The organism is Serratia sp. 201 (assembly GCF_037027545.1).
In the GTDB taxonomy this organism is placed as follows: domain Bacteria; phylum Pseudomonadota; class Gammaproteobacteria; order Enterobacterales; family Enterobacteriaceae; genus Serratia; species Serratia bockelmannii.
Genome location: NZ_JAXCHC010000003.1, coordinates 117,829 through 132,433 on the forward strand (window position 1 = coordinate 117,829; position 14,605 = coordinate 132,433).

General features: G+C 61.2%; 10 protein-coding genes. 9 read left to right on the forward strand and 1 reads right to left on the reverse strand.

Features of this window, described 5'->3' with window-relative positions; all coding sequences use genetic code 11:
- Positions 1 to 72 precede the first annotated feature (72 nt).
- On the reverse strand, positions 73 to 1,050 hold the full coding sequence (acuI, locus tag WA302_RS16160) for an acrylyl-CoA reductase (NADPH) (protein WP_021505125.1): 978 nt from the start codon (positions 1,048 to 1,050) through the stop codon (positions 73 to 75).
- Between the two features lie 204 nt (positions 1,051 to 1,254).
- Between acuI and csrD the strand changes: the two genes are divergently transcribed.
- The 9 genes from csrD to tldD all read left to right on the forward strand — a co-directional run bounded on the left by csrD (position 1,255) and on the right by tldD (position 14,547).
- A complete protein-coding gene (gene csrD / locus WA302_RS16165; RefSeq protein ID WP_025304421.1) occupies positions 1,255 to 3,189 on the forward strand; it encodes an RNase E specificity factor CsrD in 1,935 nt (644 codons plus the stop codon).
- Positions 3,190 to 3,602: 413 nt separating this feature from the next.
- Entirely contained in the window at positions 3,603 to 4,646 is a 1,044-nt protein-coding gene (gene mreB / locus WA302_RS16170) for a rod shape-determining protein MreB (RefSeq protein ID WP_003855260.1), read from the forward strand.
- A 94-nt stretch (positions 4,647 to 4,740) separates the two neighbouring features.
- Positions 4,741 to 5,757 carry a rod shape-determining protein MreC gene (gene mreC / locus WA302_RS16175; RefSeq protein WP_141972340.1) on the forward strand — a complete coding sequence of 339 codons (1,017 nt, stop codon included), beginning with the start codon at positions 4,741 to 4,743 and terminating at the stop codon, positions 5,755 to 5,757.
- On the forward strand, positions 5,754 to 6,242 hold the full coding sequence (gene mreD, locus WA302_RS16180) for a rod shape-determining protein MreD (RefSeq protein WP_004936918.1): 489 nt from the start codon (positions 5,754 to 5,756) through the stop codon (positions 6,240 to 6,242). Before mreC ends, mreD begins: the two co-directional genes overlap by 4 nt.
- 10 nt (positions 6,243 to 6,252) lie before the next feature.
- Positions 6,253 to 6,837 (forward strand): Maf family protein, encoded by a 585-nt coding sequence (locus WA302_RS16185; RefSeq protein WP_004936921.1) that lies wholly within the window; start codon positions 6,253 to 6,255, stop codon positions 6,835 to 6,837.
- A 38-nt stretch (positions 6,838 to 6,875) separates the two neighbouring features.
- Positions 6,876 to 8,345 carry a ribonuclease G gene (rng, locus tag WA302_RS16190; RefSeq protein WP_025304418.1) on the forward strand — a complete coding sequence of 490 codons (1,470 nt, stop codon included), beginning with the start codon at positions 6,876 to 6,878 and terminating at the stop codon, positions 8,343 to 8,345.
- Positions 8,346 to 8,433: 88 nt separating this feature from the next.
- Positions 8,434 to 12,237 (forward strand): AsmA2 domain-containing protein YhdP, encoded by a 3,804-nt coding sequence (gene yhdP / locus WA302_RS16195; protein WP_261456601.1) that lies wholly within the window; start codon positions 8,434 to 8,436, stop codon positions 12,235 to 12,237.
- Positions 12,234 to 13,076, forward strand: a complete 843-nt coding sequence (gene nit1, locus WA302_RS16200; protein ID WP_038629939.1) for a deaminated glutathione amidase — start codon at positions 12,234 to 12,236, stop codon at positions 13,074 to 13,076. Before yhdP ends, nit1 begins: the two co-directional genes overlap by 4 nt.
- A gap of 25 nt (positions 13,077 to 13,101) precedes the next feature.
- Positions 13,102 to 14,547, forward strand: coding sequence for a metalloprotease TldD (gene tldD / locus WA302_RS16205; protein ID WP_336064533.1), 1,446 nt, complete (start codon positions 13,102 to 13,104; stop codon positions 14,545 to 14,547).
- The last annotated feature ends 58 nt before the right edge of the window (positions 14,548 to 14,605 follow it).

Here is a 14,605-nt window from a genome sequence, read left to right on the forward strand (position 1 = left end):
GAAGCGAGGGGACGCGGGAAAATATGAAATTTCGCAGACGCCGGTGAGCCCCCCGTCGCCGGGGGGAGTCCGTCAGCGGATTTTCACCAGGGTGCGGCCGGTGATTTGGTTGTTCAGCAGCGCGGCGGCGGTGGCCGGCGCCTGTTCGAGGGTGATTTCGTGCGTGGCTTGCTGATAGAAACTGTCCGGCAGAATACCGGCCAGCCGTTCCCAGGCGGTTTGGCGGCGGTGCAGCGGCGTATGCACCGAATCCACGCCCTGCAGGCGCACGTTGCGCAGAATGAACGGCATCACGGTGGTCGGCAGTTGATAACCGCCCGCCAGGCCGCAGGCGGCGACGGTGCCGTTATAGTTCATCTGCGCCAGCACCCGCGCCAGCAGTTTGTCGCCGACGGTGTCCACCGCGCCGGCCCACAGCTGTTTCTCCAGCGGACGCGGCGTGTCGATATAGCCATCGCGCGACATGACCTCTTTGGCGCCGAGCGCTTTCAGGTACTCGGTATTGCTGTCGCGGCCGCTGATGGCGGTCACCCGGTAACCCAGCGCCGCCAGCAGGGCGATGGCGGTGCTGCCCACGCCGCCGCTGGCGCCGGTGACCAGGATATCGCCGTCGTCCGGGTGTACGCCGCCTTCTTCCAGCGCCATCACGCACAGCATGGCGGTAAAGCCGGCGGTGCCGATGATCATCGCCTTGCGCTCATCCAGGCCGTTCGGCAGCGGCACCAGCCACTCACCGGAGACGCGCGCCTGCTCGGCCAGGCCGCCCCAATGGTGTTCGCCCACGCCCCAACCGGTGAGCACCACGCTTTGCCCCTCTTTGAAGCGATCGTCGCGGCTGTGGCGCACGGTGCCGGCGAAGTCGATGCCCGGCACCATCGGGAAGTTGCGCACGATCTTGCCTTTGCCGGTGATCGCCAGCGCATCTTTATAGTTCAGGCTTGACCAGTTGATGTCGACGGTGACATCGCCTTCCGGCAACCGATCGCTGCCGATATCTTTGATATGAGCCAGAGTTTGGTCGTCTTGTTGTTCCAATAACAGTGCACGCATGTCACTCTTCCTCTCGTTTACACTTTTCTATCAATGGCTGAATCACATTTATTTGACTATATGCATAATAAGCGGCCCAAGTCCTGATAAAGGACAAAAACGGCGCTTGCAGGTTTAATTCCTCGGCAAGGCTTGTTAGGGTTGGACGGCCCCTTTTAGCTAAAGGGTGAACACTCACTTAACCATAGCGGACAAGGCACAGGGATGCGATTTACCACCAAACTCTCTGCATTGATCACTCTGTTGGTCGCGCTGGCGATGTTTTTGATGCTGATGGGATGCTCATACAGCTTCTTTTACGTTACCCAGGATCGCCAGGAGCGCCGCTTTGATTCGCTCGTCACCTCTCTCGATCAAGCCATGTTGCAGGAATCGCCGCGCGATCAGGAGAAATGGTTGCCGATTGTCATGCGTCCGCTCGGCATTGTGTCGATCCGCGTAGAGGCCGGTACCAGCAAGCTCCTCGACTATAAATTGCCGACGCTGAAAAAAGAGCCCTGGGATGCGCTGAACGGCTATCGTCAGGTCTCGCGAACTCTGTTGCAGCACCCGGGCAGTACGCTGCACATCACCTACCTCGATCCCTTCGCCAGCGACGTGCGCACGCTGCAATCCACCGCCGCCGTCACGCTGTCGATCGTCGTCATGGTGGTGGTTTTGCTGTTCAGCCTGCGCTGGCTGCGTGAGCAGGCCGACGGCGAAGATCGTCTGGAACGCCGTGCGCGGCGCATTCTGAACGGCGAGCGTGAAAACGTCATGCAGGGCGACGTGCGTGAGTGGCCAGCCAACGTCAGCGGCGCGCTCGACCGCCTGCTGGCCGATCTGGCGGAAGCGCGGGAAGAGCGCAGCCGGGTCGATACGCTGATCCGCGCCTTCGCCGCGCAGGATGCCAAAACCGGGCTGAATAATCGCCTGTTTTTCGATAATCAATTGACCACTCAGTTGGAAGATGAAGGCTCGCACGGCATCGTGATGATGGTGCGGCTGCCCGACTTCGAGACCCTGCGCGAGACGCACGGCAGCATGGCGGTGCAAGAGCTGATGTATTCGCTGGTCAACCTGCTGTCTACCTTCGTGATGCGCTACCCGTCGGCGCTGCTGGCGCGCTACTTCCACAGCGATTTTACCGTGCTGTTGCCGCATCGAACCCTGAAGGAAGCCGACGGCATCGCTTCACAACTGGTCAACGCCATCGATGCCTTGCCTTCCACGGCGCTGATCGATCGCGAGGCCTTCCTGCACATCGGCATCGTGGCGTACCGCAGCGGTCAAACCACCGAGCAGGTAATCGACTATGCGGAGCAGGCGACGCGCCACGCTACGCTGCAGGGCGAAAACGGGTGGTATGTGTACGACAGCCAGGTGCCGGAAAAGGGGCGCGGCAGCGTCAAGTGGCGCACGCTGCTGGAACAGGTGCTGGCGCGCGGCGGCCCGCGGCTGTATCAGAAACCGGCGGTGACCGTGGAAGGCGAGGTGCACCATCGTGAGATCATGAGCCGGATCTATGACGGCACCCAGGAATTGCTGCCGGCGGAATATATGCCGCTGGTGCAGCAGCTCGGTTTGGCGGAGAGTTACGATCGCCAACAGGTGAGCCGCATCATTCCCTTGTTGGCGCAGTGGCCCGAGGAAACGCTGGCGTTTCCGCTGTGCGTGGACTCGATTTTGCAGCGCTCTTTCCAGCGCTGGCTGCGCGATACGCTGTTGCAATGCGAAAAAAGCCAACGTCGGCGAATTCTGATTGAACTTGCGGAGGCAGATGTGTGTCAACATATCGACCGTTTGCGTCCGGTGCTGAGGCTGTTGTCAGGGCTGGGCTGCCGTCTCGCGGTGTCCAAAGCGGGTTTAACCGTGGTCAGTACGTCCTATATCAAGTCGCTGCAGGTGGAGATCGTCAAGCTCCACCCGGGGCTGGTGCGGAGCATCGATAAGCGGGACGAAAACCAGCTGTTCGTGCAGAGCCTGACCGGCGCCTGCGCGGGCACGCGTGCTCAGGTGTTCGCCGCCAGCGTACGTACGCGCAACGAATGGCAGACGCTGAAAGAGCGGGGGATCCACGGCGGGCAGGGCGACTTTTTCGCATCGCCGGAACCTATCGACGCGGGGCGTAAAAAATATTCACGTCGTTATCGTGTTTAAGCTGATTGCCGGACAAAAATTGACGTAGAATGAGCGCCGGATCCATCTGGGCCATGTCACCCGTCATTTTGGAGTTTTCTCCAATCTGCCTGCGACAACGACGCCTATTTGAGATAGGCTCTTGTCAGCTTTTATCTGGTTGGCGTTGGTAGGTGCTTACCATCGGCGGCAATCAGGGAATATGTTAGATTTTATGAGCTGTGTTACGCCGTTTCGTGCGTTGACAGGGTGGTAAACTGAGCCTTTGTTCAGGGAATTCAGGCCTCATCCAATTTCCGTGCATTCGAGCAGAAACAATACAGACTATTTTTCACCGAAGTAGAACGTTTTTGCGCCTTGTCGCTGCTTCGTGTGGTTGGTAAAGTAGGCGGATTTTATTTTCCGCCCCCAGCTTGCAGGATTATCCTTTCGTTATGTTTAAGAAATTTCGTGGCATGTTTTCCAACGACTTGTCCATCGACTTGGGTACCGCCAATACCCTGATTTATGTTAAAGGGCAAGGCATCGTACTGAATGAACCTTCGGTGGTTGCCATTCGTCAGGATCGTGCCGGCTCCCCAAAGAGCGTCGCGGCCGTCGGTCATGACGCCAAACAGATGCTGGGCCGCACCCCCGGCAACATCGCGGCTATTCGCCCGATGAAAGACGGCGTGATCGCCGATTTCTTCGTGACTGAAAAAATGCTGCAGCACTTTATCAAACAGGTTCACAGCAACAGCTTTATGCGCCCAAGCCCGCGCGTGCTGGTCTGTGTGCCGGTCGGCGCAACCCAGGTTGAACGCCGCGCTATCCGCGAGTCCGCCCAAGGGGCCGGCGCGCGTGAAGTGTTCCTGATTGAAGAGCCGATGGCGGCGGCGATCGGCGCAGGGTTGCCGGTTTCCGAAGCGACCGGTTCCATGGTGGTGGATATCGGTGGCGGTACCACTGAAGTGGCGGTGATCTCGCTGAACGGCGTGGTGTATTCCTCTTCCGTGCGCATCGGCGGTGACCGCTTCGATGAAGCCATCATCAATTATGTGCGTCGCAACTATGGCTCGCTGATCGGCGAAGCCACGGCAGAGCGCATCAAGCACGAAATCGGTTCTGCCTATCCGGGCGACGAAGTGCGCGAAATCGAAGTGCGCGGCCGTAACCTGGCTGAAGGCGTACCGCGCGGCTTTACCCTGAACTCCAATGAAATCCTCGAAGCCCTGCAAGAGCCGCTGACCGGCATCGTCAGCGCGGTGATGGTTGCGCTGGAGCAGTGCCCGCCAGAATTGGCCTCTGACATTTCCGAACGCGGCATGGTCTTGACCGGCGGCGGCGCGTTGCTGCGCAACCTCGATCGCCTGCTGATGGAAGAAACCGGCATCCCGGTCGTGGTAGCGGAAGATCCGCTGACCTGCGTGGCGCGCGGCGGCGGCAAGGCGTTGGAAATGATCGACATGCACGGCGGCGATTTGTTCAGCGAAGAATAGTCAGCCCCTGGAAGGAGGAATCGTATCGGATGAATGCGCACAGCGAAAATCGGGTACGGTTCCTCTTTCTGTTGTCGAGGAACTCGCATAATTTATGAAGCCGATTTTTAGCAGGGGGCCTTCCCTGCAACTGCGACTTTTTTTGGCGGTGATCGCGGCCATTGGCCTGATCGTTGCCGACAGCCGGCTCGGCACGTTCGTGAAGATACGTAACTACATGGACACCGCAGTCAGCCCTTTCTATTTTCTGGCCAACGGGCCGCGTAAAGTTTTGGACAGCGTGTCAGAAACGCTGGCCACCCGCCAACAGCTGGAGCTGGAAAACCGCGCTCTGCGGCAGGAACTGCTGCTGAAAAACAGCGATATTCTTCTTCTTGGCCAATTCAAGCAGGAAAACGCCCGCTTGCGCGAGCTGCTGGGTTCCCCGCTGCGCCAGGACGAACACAAGATGGTCACCCAGGTCATCTCCACCGGTTCCGATCCGTATAGCGACCAGGTCGTTATCGACAAAGGGTCGGACAACGGCGTCTATGAAGGCCAGCCGGTGATCAGCGACAAGGGTGTGGTTGGTCAGGTGGTGGCGGTGGCGAAGATGACCAGCCGCGTGCTGCTGATCTGCGATGCTTCTCACGCGCTGCCGATTCAGGTGCTGCGCAACGATATTCGGGTGATTGCCGCAGGCAGCGGCTGCGCCGACGATCTGCAGCTGGAACACCTGCCGAACAATACCGATATCCGCGTTGGCGACGTGCTGGTGACCTCTGGCCTCGGCGGCCGTTTCCCGGAAGGGTATCCGGTGGCGGTCGTTTCCTCGGTCAAGGTCGACAATCAGCGCGCTTACACCGTGATTCAGGCGCGGCCGACCGCCGGTCTGCAGCGCTTGCGCTACCTGCTGCTGCTGTGGGGCGCCGATCGCAACGGCGACATGCCGCTGCCGCCGGACGAAGTGCACCGCGTCGCCAATGAGCGCCTGATGCAGATGATGCCGCAGGTGCTGCCGCCTGCCGGTTCCGTTGGGCCGCAGCTGCCCGCACCGGCCACCGGCGTGGCGCCGCAACCCGCCGGCGCTACGCCATCGGCTCAGCCTGCCGCGGCGGGAGTGGTGCAATGAACAGTTACCGCAGCCACGGGCGCTGGATCATCTGGCTGTCGTTCCTGGTGGCGTTGGTGCTGCAAATCATGCCGTGGCCGGAGCAGATCTACATGTTCCGGCCTTCCTGGCTGGTGCTGATCCTGATCTACTGGGTGATGGCCTTGCCGCATCGTGTCAACGTCGGTACCGGCTTCGTGCTGGGGTTGATCATGGATCTGATCCTCGGCTCTACGCTGGGCGTACGCGCGCTGGCGCTGGGCATCATCGCCTATCTGGTGGCGTTCAAATTCCAACTGTTCCGCAATATGGCGCTGTGGCAACAGGCGCTGATCGTCGTGCTGCTGTCGCTGTCGATGGATGTGGTGGTGTTCTGGGCTGAATTTTTAGTGATCAACGTCTCTTTCCGCCCAGAGGTATTCTGGAGTAGTGTGGTAAACGGCATTTTGTGGCCGTGGTTATTCCTGTTGATGCGCAAAATCCGCCGTCAGTTCGCCGTACAGTAAGGGTATATCAATGACTTCGCTTTATCTGGCCTCCGGCTCCCCACGTCGACGTGAACTGTTGACCCTGTTAGGCGTGTCGTTTGACATTCTGCTGACGCATACCGAAGAGCAGCGCCGGGAAGGCGAAGCCGCAGAGGCCTATGTGCGCCGTCTGGCGCAGGACAAGGCCAAGGCGGGCGTGGCGCTGGCGCAGGAAGATCGGCCGGTGCTGGGCGCAGACACCATCGTGGTGCTCAACGGCCGGGTGCTGGAGAAGCCGCGCGACGAAGCCCATGCGGCGGACATGCTGGCGGCTCTGTCGGGCAAACAGCATCAGGTGATGACGGCGGTGGCGATCGCCGATCGCCACGACGTGCGCTGCCAGCTGGTGGTGACCGACGTGACGTTCCGCAGCCTGTCACAACAGGATATCCGCGACTATATTGCTACGGGCGAACCGATGGATAAAGCGGGCGCCTATGGAATTCAAGGAAAGGGTGGTTGTTTCGTCAGAACGATAACCGGGAGTTATCACGCGGTGGTCGGTCTGCCGCTGGTCGAAACACATGAGCTGCTCAGTAATTTTGTCGCATTACGTGATGTAAGAACCGGTTGATGGGCGCTGCCATTATCGACCGGCTCTGAGGAGAAGGCATGACAGCTGAGCTACTGGTTAATATCACACCGTCTGAAACGCGGGTCGCCTATATCGATGGCGGCATTCTGCAAGAGATTCATATCGAACGCGAATCCAAACGCGGCATCGTCGGCAATATCTATAAAGGGCGCGTCAGCCGCGTCCTGCCGGGGATGCAGGCGGCGTTCGTCGACATCGGCCTGGACAAGGCCGCCTTCCTGCACGCCTCCGACATCATGCCGCATACCGAATGCGTCGCCGGCGACGAGCGGAAAAACTTCCACGTGCGCGACATCGCCGAGCTGGTGCGCCAGGGGCAAGACCTGATGGTGCAGGTGGTGAAAGATCCGCTCGGGACCAAGGGCGCGCGTCTGACCACGGATATCACGCTGCCTTCGCGCTATCTGGTCTTCATGCCGGGCGCGGCGCACGTCGGCGTTTCGCAGCGCATCGACAGCGAAGCCGAGCGCGAGCGCCTGAAGTCCATCGTTGCGCCGCACTGCGACGAGCTGGGCGGCTTTATTATCCGCACCGCGGCGGAAGGCATCGGCGAGGAAGAGCTGGCGCAGGATGCCGCGTTCCTCAAACGCCTGTGGACCAAGGTGATGGAGCGCAAGAAGCGCAACCAGACCAAATACAAGCTGTACGGCGAGCTGGCGCTGGCGCAGCGCATCTTGCGCGATTTCGCCGGCGCGGCGCTGGATCGCATTCGCGTCGATTCGCGGCTGACGCACGATCTGTTGGTGGAGTTTACCGGCGAGTACATCCCGGACATTACCAACAAGCTCGAACTCTACACCGGCAGCCAGCCAATTTTCGATCTGTACGACGTGGAAAACGAAATCCAGCGCGCGCTGGAGCGCAAGGTTGAGCTAAAGTCCGGTGGCTATCTGATCATCGATCAGACCGAGGCGATGACCACCGTCGATATCAATACCGGCGCCTTCGTCGGCCACCGCAACCTCGACGAAACCATCTTCAATACCAACATCGAGGCGACGCAGGCCATCGCGCGCCAGCTGCGGCTGCGCAACCTGGGCGGCATTATCATCATCGACTTTATCGATATGAACAACGAAGAGCATCGCCGCCGGGTGCTGCACTCGCTGGAGCAGGCATTGAGTAAAGATCGGGTAAAAACCACGATCAACGGCTTCTCTCAGCTAGGCTTAGTTGAAATGACGCGTAAACGCACGCGTGAAAGCATTGAACATGTGCTCTGTCACGATTGTCCTACTTGCAATGGGCGCGGCACCGTGAAAACGGTGGAAACCGTGTGCTACGAGATCCTGCGCGAGATTGTACGCGTGCACCATGCTTACGATTCCGATCGCTTCCTGGTGTACGCCTCCGCGGCGGTTGGCGAAGCGCTGAAGAGCGAAGAGTCGCATGCGCTGGCCGAAGTGGAGATCTTCGTCGGCAAACAGGTGAAGGTGCAGATCGAACCGTTGTACAGCCAGGAGCAGTTCGACGTCGTCATGATGTAGCCCGCCCGACATCGGTAGGGGCCCGGCACGCCGGGCCCGTCAGTGCATAGATATTCCCGTTGCCAGGCAGCGGAGCAAGGAGAACTGCGTGAGGCGACTGCCTGGGATTCTGTTAGCAACAGGCGCCACCCTAATCGTGATTGTGGCGCTGCTGATCAGCGGGCTGCGCCTGATGCTGCCGAAGCTGAACGACTATCGTCCCCAACTGCTGGCGCAGGTGGAGAAGCTATCCGGTGTGCCTGTGCAGATGGATTTCCTGCAGGGCAGTTGGGAAACGTTCGGCCCACAGCTTGAAGTGCGCAACCTGAGCGTTACGCTGCCCAAAAGCGATGTGCATATCGAACGCGTGACGCTGGCGCTGGACGTGTGGCAATCGCTGCTGCACTGGCGCTGGCAGTTCCGCGATCTGACCTTCTATCAATTCCGCCTCGATCTGAACGCCACGCTGGGCGGCGATCGTGAGGGCGACGGCCTTGAGCCCGGTAAAATCAGCGATCTGATGCTGCGCCAGCTCGACCATTTCGATCTGCGCGACAGCCGTATCTCGTTCCTGACGCCCGCCGGCGCGCGCGCCGAATTCGACATTCCCCAACTGACCTGGCTCAACGGCCGCGATCGCCACCGCGCCGAGGGGCAGATCAGCCTGTCGACGCTGAACGGCCAGCACGGTGTGGTGCAGCTGCGCATGGACCTGCGCGATAATCAGGGCCTGCTGGACACCGGCACGGTCTATCTGCAGGCCGATAACATCGACATGAAACCCTGGTTTACCCGCTGGCTGCGCGCCAACACCGGGCTGGAAAGCGCCGACTTCAGCCTGGCAGCCTGGCTGCAGGTGCAAAACGGCGAGATCGCCGGCGGCCATGCGTTGCTCAAGCAGGGGGCGGCCAACTGGAATACCGGCGCCGCGCAGCACCGGCTGGACGTCGACAATCTGGCGCTGTCGCTGCGCCGCCAGGGCACCGGTTGGCAGCTCGACGTGCCGCAGCTGCGGTTGAGCACCGACGGCCAGGCCTGGCCGCAGGGCGCGCTTTCTGCGCTGTGGCTGCCGGAAAACACCGAATTTATGGGGCCGGCGCAGAATGAAGAGCTGCGGGTGCGCGCGACCCATCTTCAGTTGGAGCGTCTGTCGGCGTTGCTGCCGACCTTCTCGTTCCTCAGCCCGGACGTGCTCGATCGCTGGAACGATCTGCAGCCGCAGGGGAAGATGGAAGCGCTGGCGCTGGACATCCCGCTCAAGCAGCCGGAAAAGAGCCGTTTTCAGGCGCTGTGGCGCGATGTCAGCTGGCAGCGTTGGGAACTGCTGCCGGGCGTCAACCACTTCTCCGGCGCGTTGAGCGGCGGGGTGGAGAACGGCCGCCTGACGCTGGGGCTCACCGACAGCACCCTGCCTTACGGCGACATGTTCCGCGCCCCGCTTGAAATCAGCAGCGCGCGTGGCGCGCTGACCTGGCGTTACAACGATCAAGGCTGGGAGCTGGCGAGTCAGGGGCTGGACGTCAAGGCGAAGTCGCTGTGGGTCAACGGCGATTTCCGTTATCAGCAGCCGGCCAAGGGCGATCCGTGGCTGAATATCCTGGCGGGCATCCGCCTGTATGACGGCGCCGACGCCTGGCGCTATTTCCCGGAACCGCTGATGGGCAAGCATCTGGTGGACTACCTGGGCGGCGCCATTCAGGGCGGCCAGGTGGATAACGCCACGCTGATTTATTCCGGCGATCCGCAGCATTTCCCGTACCGCAAAAACGAAGGGCAGTTCGAAGTCTTCGTACCGCTGCGTCACGCCACCTTCCAGTTCCAACCGGGCTGGCCGGCGCTGACCGATTTGGCGATCGATCTCGATTTCGCCAACGAGGGGCTGTGGATGCATGCGCCGCAAACCCGCTTGGGCAAGGTGGCGGGCAAAAATATCAGCGCGGTGATCCCGGATTACCTGAAAGAGCGGTTGCTGATCGACGCCGAAGTCGCGGGTGCGGGCAGCGACGTACATGACTACTTCATGCAGACACCGTTGCACGATTCGCTGGGGGCGGCGCTGGATCAGCTGCAGATTGGCGGTGATGTCAGTGGGCGCTTACATCTCGATATCCCCCTGGACGGCGAGCAGGTCAGAGCCACCGGTGAAGTGGCGCTGAACAACAATTCGTTGCTGATAAAACCGCTGGAAAGCGAGCTGCAGAAGCTCAGCGGCAAGTTCCGCTTCGACAATGGCAATCTGGAGAGCGACACCCTGTCGGCCAACTGGTTCGGGCAACCGGTGGCGGTCAACTTCACTACGCAGGAAGGCGAGCGTGACTACAAGGTCAACGTCGGTCTGAAAGGAGACTGGCAGCCGGGCAAGTTCCCCGGCCTGCCAAAAGAGGCCGCCGATGCGCTCAGCGGCAGTGCGCCCTGGCAGAGCCAGGTGGCCATCACGCTGCCGCATCAGGGCTCGGCCAGCTACGATATCGGCCTTGACGCAGACCTGAAGAAAGTGAGCAGTCACTTACCTTCGCCACTGGACAAGGCGTCGGGAGAGGCGCTGCCGGTGAACGTCAAGGTCAAAGGCGGTTTGAACGGCTTTATGTTGACCGGCAGCGCGGGCAAACAGAACCGCTTCAACAGCGAATGGAACTTCGATAAAAAACAGGTGAACCTGGCGCGCGCCGCCTGGCAAACCAACGGGGGCGGCACCCCGCCTCTGCCGGCCGGCAAGTCGATGACGTTGAACCTGCCGGCGCTGGACGGCGAGCAGTGGCTGGCGCTGCTGGCACCGGCGCTGAAACAGGGCGGCGGCAGCGGTCAGGTGGGCGGTTTCAGCTTCCCCACCACCGTGGCGCTGACCACGCCGCAGCTGCTGTTGGGCGGCCAGGCCTGGCATAAGCTGACGCTGTCGGCCGAGAAACAGCTTGGCGCTACCCTGGTGAGCGCCAAGAGCGACGAAGTGGATGGTAGCCTGCGGGTGGCCGATCGCGGGCCGTGGCGCGCCGATATCAACTACCTGTATTACAACCCGCAGTTCGCAGAGACGAAAAACGCGGGGGGCACGCCGCCGCCGTCGACCGAGAACGTTTCCTTCCGCGACTGGCCTTCGTTGATGCTGCGCTGCAAATCGTGCTGGGTGCTGGGGCAGAACCTCGGTAAGGTCGAGGCAGATCTGACCAATCGGGGCGATACCCTGACGCTGGATCACGGCCTGGTCGATACCGGCAAAGGGCGCATGACCGCCACCGGCCTGTGGAAACAAAATGCGCAGGAAGAGCGCAGCTCGCTGAAAGGCAAGCTGCTTGGCGGCAAGATCGATGAAACCGCCGCCTTCTTCGGCATCACCATTCCGCTTAAGGGCGCGCCTTATGACGTGGATTTCGATCTGTACTGGCATGGCACGCCGTGGCAGCCACGGGTCGATACGCTGAGCGGTGCGCTGCAGGTCAAGATGGGCAAGGGTGAAATCGACAGTATGGGCGGTGGCCGTGCCGGTCAGCTGCTGCGGCTGGTCAGTTTCGATGCTCTGCTGCGCAAGCTGCAGTTCGATTTCAGCGATACCTTCGGCAAAGGCTTCTACTTTGATTCCATCCGCAGTACCGCCTGGCTGAAAGATGGCATAATGCATACAGATAATCTATTGATCGACGGCCTGGCGGCGGATATCGCCATGAGCGGCCAGATCGATCTGGCGCGCCGTCGCATCGATATGGAGGCGGTGGTGGCGCCGGCGATTTCGGCGACGGTCGGCGTGGCCACGGCGTTTGTCGTCAACCCGATCGTCGGCGCGGCGGTATTTGCCGCCTCGCAGGTGCTGGGGCCGCTGTGGAGCAAGATTTCGCTGATTCGCTACCATATCAGCGGCGATCTCGACCAGCCGAAGATCAATGAGGTACTTCGTAAGGCAAAGGAGGATAAGGCGTCATGAGGAATGCTAACGTTGCGTTGTTGCAGTTGTGCAGTGGCGATCAGGTGCGCGATAACCTGGCCCAGATTGAACAGCAGATCAAGCAGCTCAATGCCGGGGTAAAACTGGTCATGACGCCGGAGAACGCGTTGTTGTTCGCCAACTCCGCGGCCTATCGCCAACAGGCGGAAAAACAGGGCGATGGTCCGCTGCAGAACGCGGTGCGCGAACTGGCGCGCCGTTATGGCGTGTGGTTGCTGGTGGGCTCGATGCCGCTCGTCAGCCGTGAGAACCCGGAGCTTATCACCACCAGCAGCCTGTTGTTCGACGAGCAGGGCGAGATCCGCGCCCGCTACGACAAGCTGCACATGTTCGATGTGGACATCAACGACGCGCACGGCCATTACCGCGAGTCGGATACCTACCAGCACGGGCAGCACCTGACGGTGGTGGATACGCCGGTCGGGCGTTTGGGCATGACCATATGTTACGATCTGCGCTTCCCTGCGCTGTTCCAGGCACTGCGGGCGCAGGGCGCCGAACTGATTTCGGTGCCGGCTGCCTTTACCCGGGTGACCGGCGAGGCGCATTGGGAAATCCTGCTGCGCGCCCGGGCGATCGAAAACCAGTGCATGATCCTGGCGCCGGCGCAGGTGGGGCGCCACGGGCCGACCCGCCGCACCTGGGGCCACTCGATGGCTGTCGACGGCTGGGGCAAGGTGTTGGCCGAGAACGCGGACGCCGTGGCGGCACTGAAGGTGCGTGTGGACGCCGCAAGCCTGAAAAATATTCGTGCGCAGATGCCGGTGCTGCAGCACAACCGATTCCAGACGTCGCTGACGGCGCCGTCTGACAAGTAATCCTCCAATCAAGAGTGAAACCATTATGAGCCTGACGTTTGTCAGTGAGCAGTTACTCGCTACCAACAAGCTGAGTCATCAAGACCTGTACAGGGTATTGGGTCAACTGGCAGAACGCCGTATCGACTACGCCGATCTCTATTTCCAGTCCAGCTATCACGAAGCCTGGGTGATCGAGGACGGCATCATCAAGGATGGCTCTTACAATATCGATCAGGGCGTCGGCGTGCGCGCCGTCAGCGGCGAGAAGACCGGCTTCGCCTATGCCGATCAGATCACCCTGAATGCGCTGCAGCAAAGCGCCCAGGCGGCGCGCAGCATCGTGCGCGAGCAGGGCGACGGGCGGGCGCATACTCTGGGCGAAATCGGTTATCAGGCGCTGTACCCGCTGCTCGATCCGCTGCAAAGCCTGCCGCGCGAAGAGAAAATCGCCCTGCTGCACCGCCTCGACAAGGTGGCGCGCGCCGCCGATGCGCGGGTGCAGGAAGTGAACGCCAGCATCACCGGCGTTTACGAGCAGGTGCTGGTAGCCGCCACCGACGGCACGCTGGCAGCGGACGTTCGCCCGCTGGTGCGCCTTTCCGTCAGCGTGCTGGTGGAGCAGGACGGCAAGCGTGAGCGCGGCTCCAGCGGCGGCGGCGGCCGTTTCGGCTATGACTACTTCCTGGAAGCCGTCGACGGCGAGGTGCGCGCCGATATCTATGCCCAAGAGGCGGTGCGCATGGCGCTGGTCAATCTTGGCGCAGTGGCGGCGCCGGCCGGCAATATGCCGGTGGTGCTGGGGGCCGGTTGGCCAGGCGTACTGCTGCACGAGGCGGTGGGCCACGGCCTGGAAGGCGACTTCAACCGGCGCGGCACCTCGGTGTTCAGCGGCCATATGGGCGAGCTGGTGGCGTCCGAGCTGTGCACCGTGGTGGATGACGGCACCCTGCAAGGGCGCCGCGGCTCGCTGGCGATCGACGACGAAGGCGTGCCGGGCCAGTACAACGTACTGATCGAAAACGGCGTGCTGAAAGGCTACATGCAGGACAAGCTCAACGCGCGGCTGATGGGCGTTGCGCCGACCGGCAACGGCCGCCGCGAGTCCTATGCGCATCTGCCGATGCCGCGCATGACCAACACCTACATGCTGGCGGGTAAATCGACGCCGGAAGAGATCATCGCCAGCGTCGAGTACGGTCTGTACGCGCCGAACTTTGGCGGCGGCCAGGTGGACATCACCTCCGGCAAGTTCGTGTTCTCCACCACCGAAGCCTATCTGATCGAGAAAGGGCGTATCACCAAGCCGGTGAAGGGGGCGACGCTGATCGGCTCCGGCATCGAGGCGATGCAGCAGATTTCGATGGTCGGCAACGATCTGGCGCTTGATAAAGGCGTGGGTGTGTGCGGCAAGGAAGGCCAGAGTGTGCCGGTGGGCGTCGGCCAACCGACGCTGAAACTGGACACGCTGACCGTCGGCGGCACGGCGTAATTTTTCCTCAAGGGGCCGCATTGGCCCCTTGTTCATTCCCCATTTTGAGTTTTCTCTC

Coding starts and splice junctions, on each gene's coding strand:
- mreC (WP_141972340.1), top strand. CDS start 4,741: ATGAAGCCGATTTTTAGCAGGGGGCCTTCCCTGCAACTGCGACTTTTT.
- mreD (WP_004936918.1), top strand. CDS start 5,754: ATGAACAGTTACCGCAGCCACGGGCGCTGGATCATCTGGCTGTCGTTC.
- mreB (WP_003855260.1), top strand. CDS start 3,603: ATGTTTAAGAAATTTCGTGGCATGTTTTCCAACGACTTGTCCATCGAC.
- csrD (WP_025304421.1), top strand. CDS start 1,255: ATGCGATTTACCACCAAACTCTCTGCATTGATCACTCTGTTGGTCGCG.
- WA302_RS16185 (WP_004936921.1), top strand. CDS start 6,253: ATGACTTCGCTTTATCTGGCCTCCGGCTCCCCACGTCGACGTGAACTG.
- rng (WP_025304418.1), top strand. CDS start 6,876: ATGACAGCTGAGCTACTGGTTAATATCACACCGTCTGAAACGCGGGTC.
- nit1 (WP_038629939.1), top strand. CDS start 12,234: ATGAGGAATGCTAACGTTGCGTTGTTGCAGTTGTGCAGTGGCGATCAG.
- tldD (WP_336064533.1), top strand. CDS start 13,102: ATGAGCCTGACGTTTGTCAGTGAGCAGTTACTCGCTACCAACAAGCTG.
- acuI (WP_021505125.1), bottom strand. CDS start 1,050: ATGCGTGCACTGTTATTGGAACAACAAGACGACCAAACTCTGGCTCAT.